A 15,645-nucleotide genomic window follows, 5' to 3' on the forward strand; every position below is an offset into this window, starting at 1 on the left:
AAGTTAATATTATTATAATGGATATGTGTATAATAGTCAATATATAAGAAGTATAGTTTGATATTTTTGGATATAATGCATATAAAATAGAAATAAATTCATTTAAAATGACTCGTTAATTAATATTAAAATTAATTCATTGAAATTAAGGAAAACAAGGATTAATTTGTTTGTAAATTGTACAGACCCAAAAAATGGGGAATAAACGATGGGGATGGGGGTGATAGGAGAGAAATTAAAAGCAGATGTAGGGGAGGCAAAAGACGGATAGAAGAAAGACAAAGGGCAGATGGAGGGAAGGTAAGAATCAGGTGGAAGGAGGGCAAAAGGAAAATGGGCAGAAGAAAAGCAGATTGCAGTCGAAAGACAATCAGAAGACAGGCAGAACGCAGATGAAAGGTAATCAGAAGACAGGCAGAACGCAGATGAAAGGTAATCAGGAGGCAGGCAGAACGCAGTCGAAAGACAATCAGAAGGCAGGCAGAACGCAGATGAAAGGCAATCAGAAGGCAGACAGAAGAGGGATAAACGGATGGCAGGCCATCCGTTTATAAGACTACATAGGACAGGACTTCTCCATATCCGGAATGAAACCCGTCTGGATTTCCGGCAAGGTGACTGTAAACGTGGTGCCGATACCTTCCTCGCTTCCCACCGTGATATGTCCCTTGTGCAGACGGACAATCTTATCCACCACGGTCAGTCCGATACCGTTGCCCTCGGTAGTGTGGGAGGGATCCCCCTGATAGAAACGGTCAAATATGTGAAGACGCATGTCCTGGCTCATGCCGCATCCATTGTCAATGATCTGGAATATGGTATTGCCGTCTTGCTGATGCAGCTTTATCTTGATTTTTCCCCTGTCAGGGGAGAATTTGACGGCATTGTCAATCAGGTTGATCCAGACCTGGTTTAACAGGTTCCGGCTGCCATGATAGCTGACCTCGTCCATATCGATGATCAGTTCCAGTTCTTTTTTCTGCCATTTGGATTCCAGCAGAAGGATGGACTGGCGCACTTCCTCGGTCAGGTCAAACCGTTCCATATCAGATAGTATGCTCATATTCTCAATTTTGGAAAGATTCAGCACATTGGCCGCCAGCTGGGAGAGGCGGGTGGATTCATGGATGATGATATCCAGATACTCGTCCCGGTCCTCCTGGGACAGATCCGGATTTTTAAGCAGTTTTGCAAACCCCCGAAGGGACACGATGGGGGTCTTGAATTCATGGGAGAAATTATTGATGAAGTCAGAGCGCAGAAGCTCGGTATTCTCAAGCTCCTGGGCCATGGAATTAAAACTCTCGGAAAGCCGGACAAATTCATGCGTCAAATCCAGATGGACCCGCACATGGAAATTACCGTCGGCCAGCTGGTTAATGGCGTCTATCAGATCCCGGATGGGTCTTAAGGGAATCCGGCTGGCCAGGATGGTCAGGACCATCCCCACCAGGGCGCTGACCAGGATGATGAATGGAATGGGACGCCAGAACTGGGGCATGGGTATGTCGGCCTGATACCAGATTTTCAGGTACAGGTACATAAGGGCGCCCTGGAGGGTCATGACTGCAAACATGATGACAAATATGATAAGGGACAATACCAGGGTGATGGTTCCCAGTGGTTTGTGTTTCGGCTTGTGTTTCATATATGTTTCACCGCCTTGTAGCCCAGGCCGCGTATGGTTTCGATGGTGAATTCCGGATAGTGTTCGAACCGTTTGCGCAGCCGGTTGATATGTACATTGATGGTATTGTCATCGGTTTCCGATTCGATTCCCCATATCTCATCCATGAGCTGGATGCGGGTAAATATCTTGCCGGGATAGGACAGTAGCTTGTACAGAAGATAGAATTCCTTCCGGGGCAGTGTCTGGCTGCTGCCGTCCCTGGTGACGGAAAGGGAATCATAGTCCAGGATTACGTTTCCTATGGTGATTTTCCGTTCGCTGGCAATCTGCGCCCTTCTCAGCAGGGCGCGTATGCGCAGGACCATTTCCTCCTCATCCACCGGCTTTGTCATGTAGTCGTCTGTTCCGGCCATGAATCCTTTGCGTTTATCCTCTGGCAGCAGCTTGGCGGTGACCATGAGGATGGGCAGGTTGTAATCCATGGAACGCAGCTGTGTGGTCAGCTCGTATCCATCCATGCCCGGCATCATGATATCCAGCACGGCCAGGTCGATGTGGTGGCTGTCAAGGAGTTTTAAGGCTTCCTCCCCGCTGCTGGCCGGAATTGGGTTGAAACCGTTGCTTTTCAGGACAGCCTCCATTAATTTTCTTGTATTCTTATCGTCTTCAACGATTAAAATCTGGAACATGGCATTCTCCTCCATCTGAAATCTATTATACATTTATAGCATCCAAATATAAAGTGAACATGAATAAATCACAGAAAGTTCACTTTTTTTATTCGTGTACAACCGCTTTTGTTAATGTTCAATTTATCTTCAGGTTTTACTATATGAGACGAATGCAAAATGGTAAAGGAGAGCGACAATGGATAAGAAAATGAAGGTAAAGATAGGAATCGGAGCAGCCATTGCAGTTGTGGCAGTCCTTCTTGTGCTGTCAGGAAAGAAAAAAGGACAGCAGGGCCCTGTGGGAATGGGGCAGGAGGCGGCGGCAACCATCGTGAAGGCGCAGAAGCCGTCCGTTGGGGATATCAGCCTGACCACGGGGCTTACCGGAACCGTGGAACCCTCTGACGTTGTCTATGTATATGCCAAGGCTTCTGGCGATGTAACAAGTGTGCTGGTAAAAGCAGGTGACATGGTGGAACAGGGCCAGGTCCTGTGTGAGATTGATACGGAGCAGGTGGAGACTGCCAGGAATTCCATGGATTCCGCGTCCGTATCCCTTTCCGAGGCCCAGAGCAATCTGAGCAGGATGCAGATATTGTACGCCAGCGGCGATTTGTCAGACCAGGAGTATGAACAGTATACCAACAAGGTCAAGTCAGCCAGGCTGCAGTATGAATCAGCCAAGCTGGCCTATGACAGGCAGGTGGAATACAGCACGGTCACGGCGCCTATCAGCGGCAAGATCGAAAGCTGCGACATAGAGGTCCATGACCGTGTCTCCCAGTCAGCCCAGCTGTGCGTTATTGCAGGGGAAGGGGAAAAACGTGTCTCCTTCTACGTGACAGAACGGATGATGGGGAATATTGCCGTTGGCGACAGGCTGGATATACAGAAGGATGGCACGGGGTATGAGGCATATATCAGTGAAATCAGTTCCATGGTGGATTCGGATACCGGCCTTTTTAAGGTAAAGGCAGAACTGAAAAATGCAGACGGCATTGCCACTGGCAGCACCGTGAAGCTGAATCTGGTGACTGAGCATACGGAAAACGCAATGATGATTCCGGTGGATGCTGTTTACTACAGCGGAGGGGACGGATATGTTTACCTCTACCAGGATGGTGTTGCGGCGATGGTGCTGGTGGAAGTAGGGCTTTATGATGCGGAACACGCTGAGATACTGTCGGGACTGTCCGCTGACGATATGGTTGTCAGCACGTGGTCTTCTAATCTGTACGAGGGCGCCAGGGTACAGCTGAGGTCGGAAGACGGTCAGGACGATGGTGCAGATGCCCAGGGCCAGCCAGGTGCGGATACCCAGGGCCAGCCAGGGCCAGACGCCCAGACGGCCGCAGACAACCGTGCAGAATAGGGAGGCATACATATGGGACTTACAAGACTTGTACTGAAACGGCCGGTAGCCACGGTCATGACCCTGCTCTGCCTTCTGGTGTTCGGCATTTCCTCCGTGTTTTCAGCAACCCTGGAGCAGATGCCGGATACGGATACGCCCATGCTCATTGTAATGGGAAGGTATTCCGGCGCAGGACCTGAGGACATCAATGAACTGGTGACAGAACCCATCGAAGATGAGGTCAGCACCTTGGAAGGCGTGAAGGGCATGTCCTCCTCGTCCAGCGACGGACGGTCCATGGTCATGCTGGAATATGACTACGGCACGGATATGGATGAGGCTTACGATGACCTTAAGAAGAAGCTGGATAACCTGGAACGCCAGCTGCCTGATGATGTGGAGACTTCTGTCATGGAAATGAACAACAATGCCAGCACCACCATGATGCTGTCCATTGCCCATAAGACAGAGACAGACCTCTACGATTACGTGGACCAGAAAATCGTTCCTGAATTTGAGAAAATCACTTCCGTGGCAGATGTGGAGGCCATGGGAGGTTCATCTGAGTACATTAAGATTGAACTGCAGTCAGAAAAGATGGCGCAGTATAAGCTGACCATGAACCAGATCAAGTCAGCCATGAGCGCCGCCAACCTGTCCTACCCTTCCGGGGACGCGGTGGCAGGCAACCTGGAACTGTCCGTGACAACTTCGGTTGAGAACGATACATTGGATGATTTAAAGCGGGTGCCCATTACCACCTCCAGCGGGCAGATTGTTTACATGGAGGATATAGCCAACGTATATGAGGCCGAGGAACAGAGGGGAGGCATTTCCCGGTATAATGGCCAGGAGACCATATCCCTGTCCATCTCCAAGCAGCAGAGCAGCACGGCCATGGATGTGTCGTCCGCGGTACAGAAAACCATTGCCTCCCTGGAGGCGGCTGACGAGGACCTGAAGATTACGGTTGCAAGGGATACGGCGGACAGTATCTTAAGTTCCCTGCAGGATGTGGCGGTGACCATGGTTCTGGCAGTCATCATATCCATGATCATCATTTTCATATTCTTTGGTGACTATAAGGCATCCCTGATTGTTGGAAGCTCCATTCCCACCTCCATCCTGCTTTCGCTGATACTCATGACCAGTGTGGGATTTTCCCTGAACGTCATTACAATGAGCGCACTGGTATTGGGCGTCGGCATGATGGTGGATAACTCCATTGTTGTTCTGGAGAGCTGCTTCAGGGCAACGGATGCATGTGAGGACAAGGGATTGCTGGGGTATGCAAAGTCAGCGCTGGGCGGTACGGGAATCGTCCTCCAGTCCATCATAGGTTCTACCATTACCACCTGTGTGGTTTTCATCCCTCTGGTATTCTTGCAGGGCATGACGGGCCAGATGTTTAAACCGCTGGGATACACCATTGTGTTCTGTATGACGGCATCCCTGTTCTCAGCCATGACCGTGGTGCCATTAAGCTATATGATGTATAAGCCTAAGGAAACGGAAAAAGCGCCAATGTCCCGCCCGGTGGTCCATCTGCAGAATGCATACCGCCGCATCATGCCGGGGCTGTTAAAACATAAGGCCGTGGTCATGCTGTCATCGGTGGCCATCATTATTGCCACCCTGGTACTGGCAAGCGGAATGGAGACAGAGCTTATGACATCCGATGACACGGGGACAGTAAGCGTATCCATTGAGACAAGGCCGGGAATCCTGTCAGAACAGGCGGACGAAATGCTGTCCAGGGCCGAGGCAATTGTGGCTGCGGATGAAAATGTGGAGTCCTACATGCTGCGCTATAACAGCAACAGCGGCACCATCACCGCTTATCTGGAAGATGACAGGACCATGGACACGGATGAGGTGGCAAGCCTGTGGGAAAAGGAAATGGCGGATATTGACAACTGTACCATCACGGTAGAGGCGTCCACGTCCATGAGCTTCATGGGAAGGGGCAGGGGATATGAGACCATCCTGCGCGGAACCCAGTATGATGAGCTGAAAGAGGTAAGTGACAGGATTGTAAAGGAAATGACGGCCAGGAGCGATGTGGCGAATGTCCATTCCAGCATTGAGAATACAGCGCCTATTGTAACCATTGAGGTGGATCCGGTCATGGCGGCGGCAGAGGGGCTTACCCCTACGGAAATCGGGAGCATGGTGAGCCAGATGCTGGACGGCGTGGAGGTCACCACACTGGATATTGACGGACGGGAGGTCAGCGTGATGGCTGAATATCCGGAGGAGGACTACAGGACCGTGGACCAGGTGAAAGGAATCATCCTGACCAAGCCTTCCGGCGGTTATGTGGCGCTTAGGGATGTGGCTGAGATTTATTTCAAGGACAGCCCGGCGTCCATTTCCAAGACCGATAAATCCTTTGAGATAACAATTACGGCAGATTATACCGGGGGAAATGTGAAAACAGTGATTGACAGGGAGGTCATCAATCCGAACCTGTCAGGCACAATCACTACCGGGGTCAATTCCAGGGATAAGATGATGCAGGAAGAATTCTCGGCGCTTTACAAGGCCATTGCCATTGCCGTGTTCATGGTATTTGTGGTCATGGCTGCCCAGTTCGAGTCGCCCAAGTTCTCTTTCATGGTCATGACCACCATACCATTCAGCCTTGTGGGTTCCTTCGGGCTTTTGAAGGTGACGGGCGTGACCATCAGCATGACTTCCCTGTTGGGTTTCCTGGTCCTGGTGGGAACCGTTGTCAATAACGGTATCCTCTATGTGGATACGGTGAACCAGTACAGGATGACCATGGACCTTAAGACTGCCCTCATTGAGGCAGGGGCTACCAGGCTCCGTCCCATCCTCATGACAAGCCTGACCACCATCCTGTCCATGATTCCAATGGCCCTTGCCATTGGCAGCAGCGGTTCCACAACCCAGGGACTTGCGGTGGTTAATATCGGAGGCCTGACAGCCGGTGTGCTGGTGGCGTTGTTCATCCTCCCGATTTATTATGCGGTCATGAATGGCAATAAGAAGCGGGTGGTTCTTGATATATAGAAGCACTTGATATAATAGAAGTATCGGTAAGGAAAGGTGAGTACATGACAGGTAGAATGAAAGCAGGATGGGGGATGGCTGGGGAGAATGTGGCAGGAAAGAGTGTAATAGGAAAGCCCGTGGCAGGTATCCTTCTGTGCATCGCGGTTGCAGCGTCATCGCCCTCCGTTTCCCTGGCGGGAAGCCCGGAATTTGCGTATACTGCGGAGCAATGGGCTTCCTTTAGGGATAATAAACTGGAATTTGATGAGATTGCATATCTGATCCACGAATACAATAACACGGTCATCCAGAACCAGATTGCGTATAAGGAGTACAGAGGGGAGACGCGGGACGACATTTCCCAGGATTATTACGATGCGGCGGATGATGTATACGGCGCCATGGATTATCCTGACTCAAGTGATTCCGACTATGCCAGCAGGCTGTCCTCCTATCTGAACAGCCAGATCCAGGTGGATAAGCTGAGGGAGCAGGGCGATGATAATGTGGATGACGGGGAGATTAAGAAGTTAGGCTACGACCAGACGGAAGCCACCCTGGTAAAACAGGCCCAGACATCCATGATTAATTACTGGACCCAGGCCTATAACCTGGAGAGCCTGAATGAGGGCAAGACCCAGGCCCAGCTGGCCTATGACTCCACGGTCACGAAGTTCAGCGCGGGTATGAGTACCCAGGCGGATGTGCTTACGGCTAAAGAGTCCGTGTCCTCGGCAGAAGCCTCCATCCTGTCAGCCCGGACCAGTCTTGATAAGACCAGGGAGGAACTGTGTCTGATGCTGGGCTGGACCTATGGGGCGGATGTGGAGATCTGCGATGTGCCGGAACCGGATCTTGACGGTATCAGCGCCATTGACCTGGAAGCGGACGTCACAAAGGCGCTGGAGAACAACTACAGCCTGAAGATATTGGAGAAACAGATAAATTACGCGGTCAGCGCCACCAACAGGGAAAGCCTGGAACAGTCCTATAAGAACCAGAAGGAGGTTGCTGCAAACAGTGTGAAGACCGCGTATCAGAACCTGATACTGGCAAAAGAGGATTATGTGCAGGCACAGCAGTCCTATGAATTAGAGAGCAGCACCATGGCAGCCGCGGACAGGAAGCTTCTCGCAGGCACCATGACAAGAAATGATTACCAGAAACAGAAGTCCTCTTTTACGACCGCAGAGGTAAATGTCCGCACAAAGAAACTGGCGCTTCTGACAGCCCAGGTCAACTATGACTGGGCCGTGGACGGCCTGGCGTCCGTGTCATGACAGGGGCAGGAATCGGAAAGGAGGCAGAAAGATGAAGGGAAAATATTGGCTTCTGTCAGGTATGCTGTCCCTTTCCATGGCTTTGTCAGGCACATTGACGGTCCTGGCAGAAGGGGCGGATGCGGAATATACGACAAATACAGAATATACGGCAGATATAGAATCCATGGCAGATACAGAATATACAGCAGATAGGGCAGATACGGGGGTATCCATGGCAGCTTCCGCGGTAATACAGGAGGCCGCATCCCCGGAAATGACTGTGGAATACGGCAATCTGCGCACTCTTTTGAAAGAAGGCAACCTGACCCTTAAAAAGACCATAGAAGACCAGGAAGATTCCATCAATGCGTATCAGGAAATGTGGGACACCATGAAATGGGAACAGGATAACCTGGAAGATAAGGCGGAGGAAATGGAAGATGACGCGGACAGCAAGGGAATGGAGACAGCCGCCCTTTACGCATCCAATGCCTCCATGCTGAAATCTTCTGCCAAACGTATCTATAACCAGATAAAGAACCTGACAGATGAAAAGAGCACCAGAAGCATTGAGAAATCCGCGGACTCCTATACCTACACGGCCCAGACCCTGATGAATTCCTACAATCAGATGGCCAGCAATGTTAAGGCCACGGAAAAAAGCGTAAATGCCCTGGAAGCTTCTTACCAGTCCCTTGTCAGGAAGGGCCAGGCGGGAACCGCCACACAGGCAGAGGTACAGGAAGGGCAGAACCGCCTGGAACAGGCCCGCACATCCCTGGCCTCCCTTAAGGAACAGGAAAAGCAGCTGCGGTTTAAGCTGCTTAACATGCTGGGGCTGGAGGACAGTGAATCTGTATCCATCGGAGCCATACCTGAGCCGGACCTGTCCGCCATCGGGGCCATTGACTTTGAGGGCGATAAGAGTAAGGCCATTGGCAATGATTCCAATGTCCAGAGCCAGCGCCATTCAAAGGCCGTCAGCACAGCGGAGATTAACCAGAGGTTCAGGCAGGTGGATGAGGCGGAGGGAACCGCTGAAGCCTCCATTACCGCCGCCTACCAGGAACTCCAGGCACAGCTTTTACAGTACCAGGCAGCGCTGGAATCCTATACAGGCGCGGAACTTGTTTACCAGTCCCAAAAGCGCAGGCAGGCGGCAGGTATGCTGTCCAATACGGAATATCTCCAGGGAGAGGCGGACTATGCCAAAAGTAAGGCTGCAAAAGAGACTGCTTCCATGAACCTGGTCCAGGCGTATGAATCTTATTGCTGGGAGGTGAAGGGGATTAGCTGACGGGGGACTGCAGCAGGCCACATCACACCTGCTCCAGCGAATCCGTAATATGCCGCGCCGGTATCCGCACGGTGACCTCGGTCCCCCTGCCCAGCGTGCTGGTAAAGGAAAGGCCGTACATTTCCCCATACAGGCTTTTGAGCCTGAGGTTCGTGTTATAAATCCCGATATGCCCGGGGGAAGCCTGCTGCTTTACCCCGGCGTCCATATCCGCATGCCCCATATCGTGCATCAGGGTATCCAGTTTTTCAGGCGGTATGCCTGCCCCGTCGTCAGAGATGATGAATTCGATATCATCCCCTGACTTCCATCCGGTGAGCAGGATGCTGCCTTTTTTCTGTTCCGTTGTCATGATGCCGTGTAAGAATGCATTTTCCACAATGGGCTGGAAGGTAAGCTTGGGGATGGTGTAATCGTAAAGCTCATCCGGCACATCCATCACAAAGGTGACGCAGTTGTCATAGCGCATGTTCTGCAGGCTGATATAAAGGCTCACATGCTGGAGTTCTGTCTCGATGGAGTTCATAAGCCCGTTGCGGCTTAAGGTCAGCTTGTAGAAACGGGACAGGGCCTGGATGGCCCGTGTTACCTCCTGGTTCCTCCCGGTCTGGGACAGCCAGTTTATCATGTCCAGGGTATTATAGAGGAAATGCGGATTGATCTGGGCCTGCAGGGCGCGGAATTCAGCGCGCCGCAGATTGTCCGCGGCATCCTTCTGGCTGTCCATGAGCAGGCCGATTTCCTCTGTCATGTAGTTGTAGGTGTCGGCCAGCACGCCGATCTCGTCACAGCCTGTGTCACCGATGTCTAAGGGCTGGGGCCGTCCGGTGCGGACCTTTTCCATCTGCAGGGCAACGGTAATGATACGGTCTGCTATGGAGCCGGACAGCTGAAAGGAGATGTACATGGCAATCGCCGTAAAGAAAAGGTAGATCAGCGCAAAGTGTGTCATCATGTCCCGGCCAGCGTCCGTGATATGGAGGGCGGGAATCACGGAAACCATGATCCAGTCCGTGTCCTTGATTGGAAAATAGGCCGCGTAAGCAGAGCTGTCCATAAATGAAACCAGGGAAAACTCCTTTTCCATGCCCATGCGTGAGTTGAATTCGGAATGGGGCATATAGTACATCCCGGCCAGCGCCATGTCTGATGCAGAGACAATCACATCCCTGCTGTTGATGATGAACGCGGCCTCGTCCATGACCGTCGCGTCCTTGCTGAGCACATTATCAAAGGAAGTCCTGGAAAAATAGACTGCGATATAGGCAGAAGCGCTTCTGGAACTGTCAATGGCAGGTTCGCTGTCCGAATATGGAATGCGCGTGATATATGCAAGGCGCCCATTCTTTTCCGCCTCGGTGGGGGACAGGTACAGTTCAGGGCAAAGCAGGGAAGTACTGTGGGAGGTGCTGTAAATCCCGTACCAGTAGCTGCTGGATATTGTGGACATGGGCAGGAACAGGGCGTTATTGATCTGGTTGTACTGCTGCAGGTCACCGTACGCCTGGTCATCATAGTATATTTTCACATCTGTGATCAGGGAGGTGTCTGTCATGCTGCGGGCCAGATGGAAGAGGCTGTTCATCCTGGAGGTAGAAATCGTCTTATCCTTTGCATCCTCTATGGGGATACGGAACACGTCCTGTACAAACAGGGAGTTGGTTATGGTATCAGAGGATGAGGACACATGGGATATCAGGTTCTCAAGGGAATTGACGGTCTGGGCGGACAGCACCTGCTCAGAGCGTATGCTGTCCTTCATGACAATATCATAAATGCGCAGGAAAAAGAAGCCTGACAGCACTGCGGTGGGCAGCAGGATCAGGACGATATGGGATATGACCAGTTTCGTCTTCAGCCGCATATCATACGTATAGCGGTGGATCAGCTGTTGGATTGGATTTTTCATCAGAGCATCTTCTCCCTGTATTCAGAAGGGGACAGCCCCACGATTTTTTTAAATGCCTTGCTGTAATAATTGCCGTCGCTGTATCCCACCTTGGAGGATATGTCCGCTATCTTATAGCGGGGGTCGCTTAAGAACTGCTTGGACATCTTGATCCTGTAATCCGTCAGGTACTGGTTTAAGGTCTGGCCTGTCTCATTTTTAAATACCGTACACACATAGCTGGGTGACAGATGGACGTGTTCGCTTACATCCGGGACGGATAGGGAGGGCGCGGCGTAATTCTGCTGGATGAATTCCTTAATCTGGAACACCACGGGATTCTCGCCCTGGCTGTCCTCCAGCTGTTCAAAGAACTGCCTGATCTTGGCACACAGCAGGTCATGAAGTTCCTTCAGGGTAGCGCACCCCATGACGCCCTCCCAGATGCTTTCCGTATTAAGTCCTTCTTTCTGCCACAGGGAAATGTAGTTGTTCATGCCGTGTTCATCCAGCTTGCTTAAATACTTATAATAGATATCCTTGACCTGGCTGGGACCCAGCACGTCATTGGGCACAAACGACTGGTAAAGCTGTCCTGCCAGTTTAAGGGCCTGGTCCTCCTGCTTTTCGGCCAGGGCCATGGAGAATTCCAGCAGCACGTCGGCCGGGGGATGGAAGGGGGCATTGGCCGTGTCCTTGTCCAGGATGAAACCATATTCATGGAAGAAGCTTTCTTTTAAATGCTCCTTTGCTTCCATATAGGAGATGTGTGCCCGCTCCACGCCGCTGACCACCGGGCCTACGGAAACGAAGAAACGGGAGATTTCATTCAGCTGTTTGGACAGGAAGGCGGCGCAGTCGTGAATCAGCTTCTCCTCCTGCCTGGCATCGGAATACAGGAAAATGATGATATAGCGGTCCGCCCGTATGAAATACATCTGTCCTATCCCCTTGTCCGCCAGCATGCTGCTGAATGAATCCCTGACCTCGTCCATCCTGTTCTCAGGAAGCAGGGTGACGGGGGTCTGGCTGTCCAGCAGCAGGGCGCTGAAACAGGTGGAGGAATTGATGGGAAGCCCAAGACTCCCAATCAGTTCACCGGCCTCATCAAGGCTTTCCGGCTCCGGTTCGGTCAGCAGGAGGGTGAGATGGCCCAGCTGTTCCTTTTCGTGGCTTCTGGACGCGGCCAGGTGGGTGCTCATGGTCCTGCGTGTTTCCACGGCCTCGCCCAAAGCCTGTTTCAGCTCTTCCATATCCAGGGGTTTTTCCACATAACTTACGGCCTTCAGCTTGATGGCTGCTTTCAGATATTCCTTATCTGAGTAAGCGCTCATGAAAATGATGACAGTACCTGGATTGGCGGCCAGGATCTGCTCCGCCATCTGGACGCCGTTCATCCGCGGCATCCGTATATCCGTAAGCACGATGTCGGGCGATTCCTTCAGGGCTGTTTCAAGGCCGTGGACACCGTCATCAGCCAGGAACACTCCGGATATCCCCAGACCCTGTAAATCCAGGCGGTCCCGTATGCCTTCCCTGGTCAGCTTCTCATCATCAGCAATTAGTAGTTTCATCTATATCAACGTCCCTTTCTGTCGGTAAACCCATAATGATGGCTTATATCATTATTTTAACAAGAATTCGATAATTTGCAATGAAAATAGACAAAATCCCCTGTTAGGTATATACTGGAAAAAGAAATTCATTGAAGGCGGTGGGAAGATGAAAGGCAGGCATGGTGCATGGATACTTGCTGTGATACTGATGATAGCAGGGATTTTCATAAGTTCCTGTTATGGACAGCAGCTTCATGACAAGGGGACCTACGCCATTATCATGAAGTCCAGGGACAACTGGTATAACGAGCTGGCCAGCCAGGGATACCGCCGTGTCATAGAGGATGCGGGCAAGAACTGCATCACCCTGTATCCGGATGAGGCCACGGCACAGGAACAGGTCCGGCTGATCCGCAACCTGATCCACGAGCAGGTGGATGCCATTGCGGTGGCTGCCAATGATGAAGATGCTCTGGCGCCGGTCCTCCGGGAGGCCAGGGAAAAGGGGATATCCGTGATTACCCTGGACGCGGACGTCAAGGCGGACAGCAGGAGCATTTACATTAAACCGGTGGACGCAGAAAAGCTGGGGCGTGCCCTGGTACGTTCCGCCTGTGACATATGCAGCGGCAGCGGCCAGTGGTGCATCCTTTCCGCGGGCAGCCGTTCCGCCAACCAGAATGAGTGGATGTACTGGATGAAAAAGGAACTGGAGGAGTCCGGATATAAGGACATGCGCCTGGTGGACATTGCTTTTGGGGAAGGCGTGTACGATAAGGCTGTAAAGGAGACGGAACGCCTGTTAAAGAACTACCCGGAGGTGAAAGTCATCTGCAGCCTGTCCACGGAGGGAATCAAGGCTGCCGCGGATGTGGTAAAAAAGCAGGGAAAAGAAAAGACGGTGAAGGTAATAGGCCTGGGCCTGCCCAGCCAGATGGCGGAATACATTGGGGACGGGGAAGAGGATATATGCCCTGTGATGTACATATGGGACCCGGTGGAGATGGGAAAGGTGGCGGGCTTCGTGTCCATGGGGCTGTGGTCCGGGAACATAGAAGAACAGCCGGGGAAGGATATCCTTCTGGATAATGGCGCCGCATACAGGATAAGCACGGGATATGACGGCGGTCTGGAAATCATATCCGGGGAGCCAATCCGTATCGATAAGGACAATATTGGGTACTGGGAAACGCGGTTATAGGAAAAGAAAGGACAATTTTACGCCATTTAAAAAGATATTACCATAGAATTGCAATGGTCTGCGTGCTATGATAAGAGCGTAAAGAAAAAGAACGGTATACAGATGAAGAATTCGAAATATACTATACGGAGGTGAATAAAGATGAAACATATACTTGTAAAATTTGACCAGGCAGACCAGATCATTAATTTCGTCCGGATCATCAACCGCTATTCATATGATGCAGATGTAAAATGCGGCAGCCGTGTGGTCGATGCCAAATCAGTGGTCGGGGTGTTATCCCTGGCAAAGTCCAAAACAGTTGAGCTGATCCTTCACACAGATGAATGTGACGGGCTTCTGGAAGAAATCGCTCCTTATGCAGCGTGATTGAACATGAATTCCCATACTTAAAATACAGGAACCGGCCGGTTGCAGGATATGCACCGGCCGGTTCCTTTTTCCCTGGATTATCCTGCTTTTCTATATTTTACCATCCCTTTACGAAAGTTTTATAAAACAATGGTATCGCTCCTTCTGGCAGGATGTGACAATGGACAGGAACCTGCCCGCAATCCTTTGTACGGAAAAAAGTACAAAGGGCTGCAGGGTCTTTGATCCGGACAGGAAAAATGGCACTTGGGTACGGGCGCAGGACGGATGCTGGGATCCTGTAGAAAAAGTACCGGGCAGATAATTGGGGGTTCGGAAACAGAATCCCGGAAAGAAGGGGAGAAATGGCAAAACCATTGGAATATGAGATAAAAAGAATATATGCCAGCCTGCGCAAATCCGAACAAAAGGCAGCGGACTATTACCTGGGGTATGACGGACCGGTGGAGACAATGTCCATTGCGGCCATGGCCAGGGCGGCCGGGGTCAGCCAGCCCACCGTGATGCGGTTCGTGAAAGCTCTGGGACTGGAAGGCTTTAAGGAATTCAAGTACCAGGTCCTGAAGGCGTCCCTGGGCGGTAATGGCAGTGGGATGGGAGAGGAGGAAGGCGGGCGTTCAGAGGAGGTCCTGCGGTATGGCTATGAGATATCCGCCCGGGACCGGCCGGAGGAAGTTCCCGGGCGCGTGGTGGCCCAGTCCGTGTCTTATCTGGATGATGCGTTAAAACATATATCCCCGTCATCCATCGGCAGGGCGGCAAAACTCATCTGCGGCGCCAGGCAGATTGCCGTCTACTACGTGGAGAATTCGGCCTCTGTTGCAGGGGACCTGGTCACAAAGCTTATGTATCTGGGGTTTAACTGCATCATGTACAACGATATCTATCTCCAGCATATAAGCGCCGGCAATCTGGACAGCCGGGATGTTGCAATCGGCATATCCTATTCCGGTTCATCTAAGAATACGGTGGACGTGATGAAGCTGGCGAAAAAGAAGGGGGCTGCCACCATTGCCATCACGAATTTTGAACATTCGCTGATTGCGGGCCATGCGGATATACTGCTGTGTACCAGCAGCCAGCAGCTCCTGTATGGCAATGCCATATTTTCCCGCATGTCCCAGACTGCCGTGGTAGACATGATTTACATGGGTATCATCCTCAGGGACTATGGACATTTTACAGGAAAGCTGGATGAGAGCAGCCGGATCATACGCAGGCATGCATACTGAGGGCAGCCGGATCATACGCAGGCAGGCGTACTGAGGGCAGCCAGGTCATACGCAGGCATACCGGGGCGTGCTTGGCAATTCATTCCCGCCGTATTAGAAAGAAGGTTTTGTAGAAATACTACAAGCCTTCTTTTTTTCCATTTTGTGGCTTTACCCTCCCTTTA

The 15,645-nt window shown here is 51.5% G+C and carries 12 protein-coding genes; 8 read left to right on the forward strand and 4 right to left on the reverse strand.

The window, feature by feature from the left end; genetic code table 11:
• Window positions 1-392: 392 nt before the first annotated feature.
• On the forward strand, window positions 393-554 hold the full coding sequence (locus tag MCJ35_RS04310) for a hypothetical protein (RefSeq protein WP_155858381.1): 162 nt from the start codon (window positions 393-395) through the stop codon (window positions 552-554).
• Between the two features lie 2 nt (window positions 555-556).
• Here the strand turns inward: MCJ35_RS04310 and MCJ35_RS04315 are convergent, their stop codons facing one another.
• Together MCJ35_RS04315 and MCJ35_RS04320 are read right to left on the reverse strand one after the other, a co-directional pair.
• Window positions 557-1,648 carry a HAMP domain-containing sensor histidine kinase gene (locus tag MCJ35_RS04315; RefSeq protein ID WP_025482801.1) on the reverse strand — a complete coding sequence of 364 codons (1,092 nt, stop codon included), beginning with the start codon at window positions 1,646-1,648 and terminating at the stop codon, window positions 557-559.
• Window positions 1,645-2,319 carry a response regulator transcription factor gene (locus MCJ35_RS04320; RefSeq protein ID WP_025482800.1) on the reverse strand — a complete coding sequence of 225 codons (675 nt, stop codon included), beginning with the start codon at window positions 2,317-2,319 and terminating at the stop codon, window positions 1,645-1,647. Before MCJ35_RS04320 ends, MCJ35_RS04315 begins: the two co-directional genes overlap by 4 nt.
• Before the next feature lie 178 nt (window positions 2,320-2,497).
• Between MCJ35_RS04320 and MCJ35_RS04325 the strand changes: the two genes are divergently transcribed.
• The 4 genes from MCJ35_RS04325 to MCJ35_RS04340 all read left to right on the forward strand — a co-directional run bounded on the left by MCJ35_RS04325 (window position 2,498) and on the right by MCJ35_RS04340 (window position 9,232).
• Window positions 2,498-3,673, forward strand: coding sequence for an efflux RND transporter periplasmic adaptor subunit (locus MCJ35_RS04325; RefSeq protein WP_025482799.1), 1,176 nt, complete (start codon window positions 2,498-2,500; stop codon window positions 3,671-3,673).
• A 12-nt stretch (window positions 3,674-3,685) separates the two neighbouring features.
• Window positions 3,686-6,691: an efflux RND transporter permease subunit gene (locus MCJ35_RS04330; protein WP_025482798.1), complete on the forward strand. Its 3,006-nt coding sequence runs from the start codon at window positions 3,686-3,688 to the stop codon at window positions 6,689-6,691.
• Window positions 6,692-6,765: 74 nt separating this feature from the next.
• Window positions 6,766-7,953 carry a TolC family protein gene (locus tag MCJ35_RS04335; RefSeq protein WP_130789656.1) on the forward strand — a complete coding sequence of 396 codons (1,188 nt, stop codon included), beginning with the start codon at window positions 6,766-6,768 and terminating at the stop codon, window positions 7,951-7,953.
• Window positions 7,954-7,984: 31 nt separating this feature from the next.
• Window positions 7,985-9,232: a TolC family protein gene (locus MCJ35_RS04340; protein ID WP_025482796.1), complete on the forward strand. Its 1,248-nt coding sequence runs from the start codon at window positions 7,985-7,987 to the stop codon at window positions 9,230-9,232.
• Window positions 9,233-9,254: 22 nt separating this feature from the next.
• Here the strand turns inward: MCJ35_RS04340 and MCJ35_RS04345 are convergent, their stop codons facing one another.
• On the reverse strand, window positions 9,255-11,141 hold the full coding sequence (locus tag MCJ35_RS04345) for a sensor histidine kinase (RefSeq protein WP_025482795.1): 1,887 nt from the start codon (window positions 11,139-11,141) through the stop codon (window positions 9,255-9,257).
• On the reverse strand, window positions 11,141-12,694 hold the full coding sequence (locus tag MCJ35_RS04350) for a response regulator transcription factor (protein WP_025482794.1): 1,554 nt from the start codon (window positions 12,692-12,694) through the stop codon (window positions 11,141-11,143). The genes MCJ35_RS04345 and MCJ35_RS04350 overlap by 1 nt, the downstream gene beginning before the upstream one ends.
• A gap of 148 nt (window positions 12,695-12,842) precedes the next feature.
• On the opposite strand from MCJ35_RS04350, the gene MCJ35_RS04355 reads away from it, so the two are divergent.
• The 3 genes from MCJ35_RS04355 to MCJ35_RS04365 all read left to right on the forward strand — a co-directional run bounded on the left by MCJ35_RS04355 (window position 12,843) and on the right by MCJ35_RS04365 (window position 15,481).
• A complete protein-coding gene (locus tag MCJ35_RS04355) occupies window positions 12,843-13,877 on the forward strand; it encodes a substrate-binding domain-containing protein (protein ID WP_025482793.1) in 1,035 nt (344 codons plus the stop codon).
• Between the two features lie 141 nt (window positions 13,878-14,018).
• Window positions 14,019-14,246 carry an HPr family phosphocarrier protein gene (locus MCJ35_RS04360; protein ID WP_008722508.1) on the forward strand — a complete coding sequence of 76 codons (228 nt, stop codon included), beginning with the start codon at window positions 14,019-14,021 and terminating at the stop codon, window positions 14,244-14,246.
• A gap of 347 nt (window positions 14,247-14,593) precedes the next feature.
• On the forward strand, window positions 14,594-15,481 hold the full coding sequence (locus MCJ35_RS04365; RefSeq protein WP_025482792.1) for a MurR/RpiR family transcriptional regulator: 888 nt from the start codon (window positions 14,594-14,596) through the stop codon (window positions 15,479-15,481).
• Window positions 15,482-15,645 lie beyond the last annotated feature (164 nt).

The organism is Enterocloster sp. OA13, from assembly GCF_022440595.1.
Lineage (GTDB): Bacteria > Bacillota > Clostridia > Lachnospirales > Lachnospiraceae > Enterocloster > Enterocloster hominis.

Excerpts from the sequence above, each read along its gene's own strand:
- MCJ35_RS04310 (WP_155858381.1), top strand. The coding sequence starts at position 393 with ATGAAAGGTAATCAGAAGACAGGCAGAACGCAGATGAAAGGTAATCAG.
- MCJ35_RS04315 (WP_025482801.1), bottom strand. The coding sequence starts at position 1,648 with ATGAAACACAAGCCGAAACACAAACCACTGGGAACCATCACCCTGGTA.
- MCJ35_RS04320 (WP_025482800.1), bottom strand. The coding sequence starts at position 2,319 with ATGTTCCAGATTTTAATCGTTGAAGACGATAAGAATACAAGAAAATTA.
- MCJ35_RS04325 (WP_025482799.1), top strand. The coding sequence starts at position 2,498 with ATGGATAAGAAAATGAAGGTAAAGATAGGAATCGGAGCAGCCATTGCA.
- MCJ35_RS04330 (WP_025482798.1), top strand. The coding sequence starts at position 3,686 with ATGGGACTTACAAGACTTGTACTGAAACGGCCGGTAGCCACGGTCATG.
- MCJ35_RS04335 (WP_130789656.1), top strand. The coding sequence starts at position 6,766 with ATGGCTGGGGAGAATGTGGCAGGAAAGAGTGTAATAGGAAAGCCCGTG.
- MCJ35_RS04340 (WP_025482796.1), top strand. The coding sequence starts at position 7,985 with ATGAAGGGAAAATATTGGCTTCTGTCAGGTATGCTGTCCCTTTCCATG.
- MCJ35_RS04345 (WP_025482795.1), bottom strand. The coding sequence starts at position 11,141 with ATGAAAAATCCAATCCAACAGCTGATCCACCGCTATACGTATGATATG.
- MCJ35_RS04350 (WP_025482794.1), bottom strand. The coding sequence starts at position 12,694 with ATGAAACTACTAATTGCTGATGATGAGAAGCTGACCAGGGAAGGCATA.
- MCJ35_RS04355 (WP_025482793.1), top strand. The coding sequence starts at position 12,843 with ATGAAAGGCAGGCATGGTGCATGGATACTTGCTGTGATACTGATGATA.
- MCJ35_RS04360 (WP_008722508.1), top strand. The coding sequence starts at position 14,019 with ATGAAACATATACTTGTAAAATTTGACCAGGCAGACCAGATCATTAAT.
- MCJ35_RS04365 (WP_025482792.1), top strand. The coding sequence starts at position 14,594 with ATGGCAAAACCATTGGAATATGAGATAAAAAGAATATATGCCAGCCTG.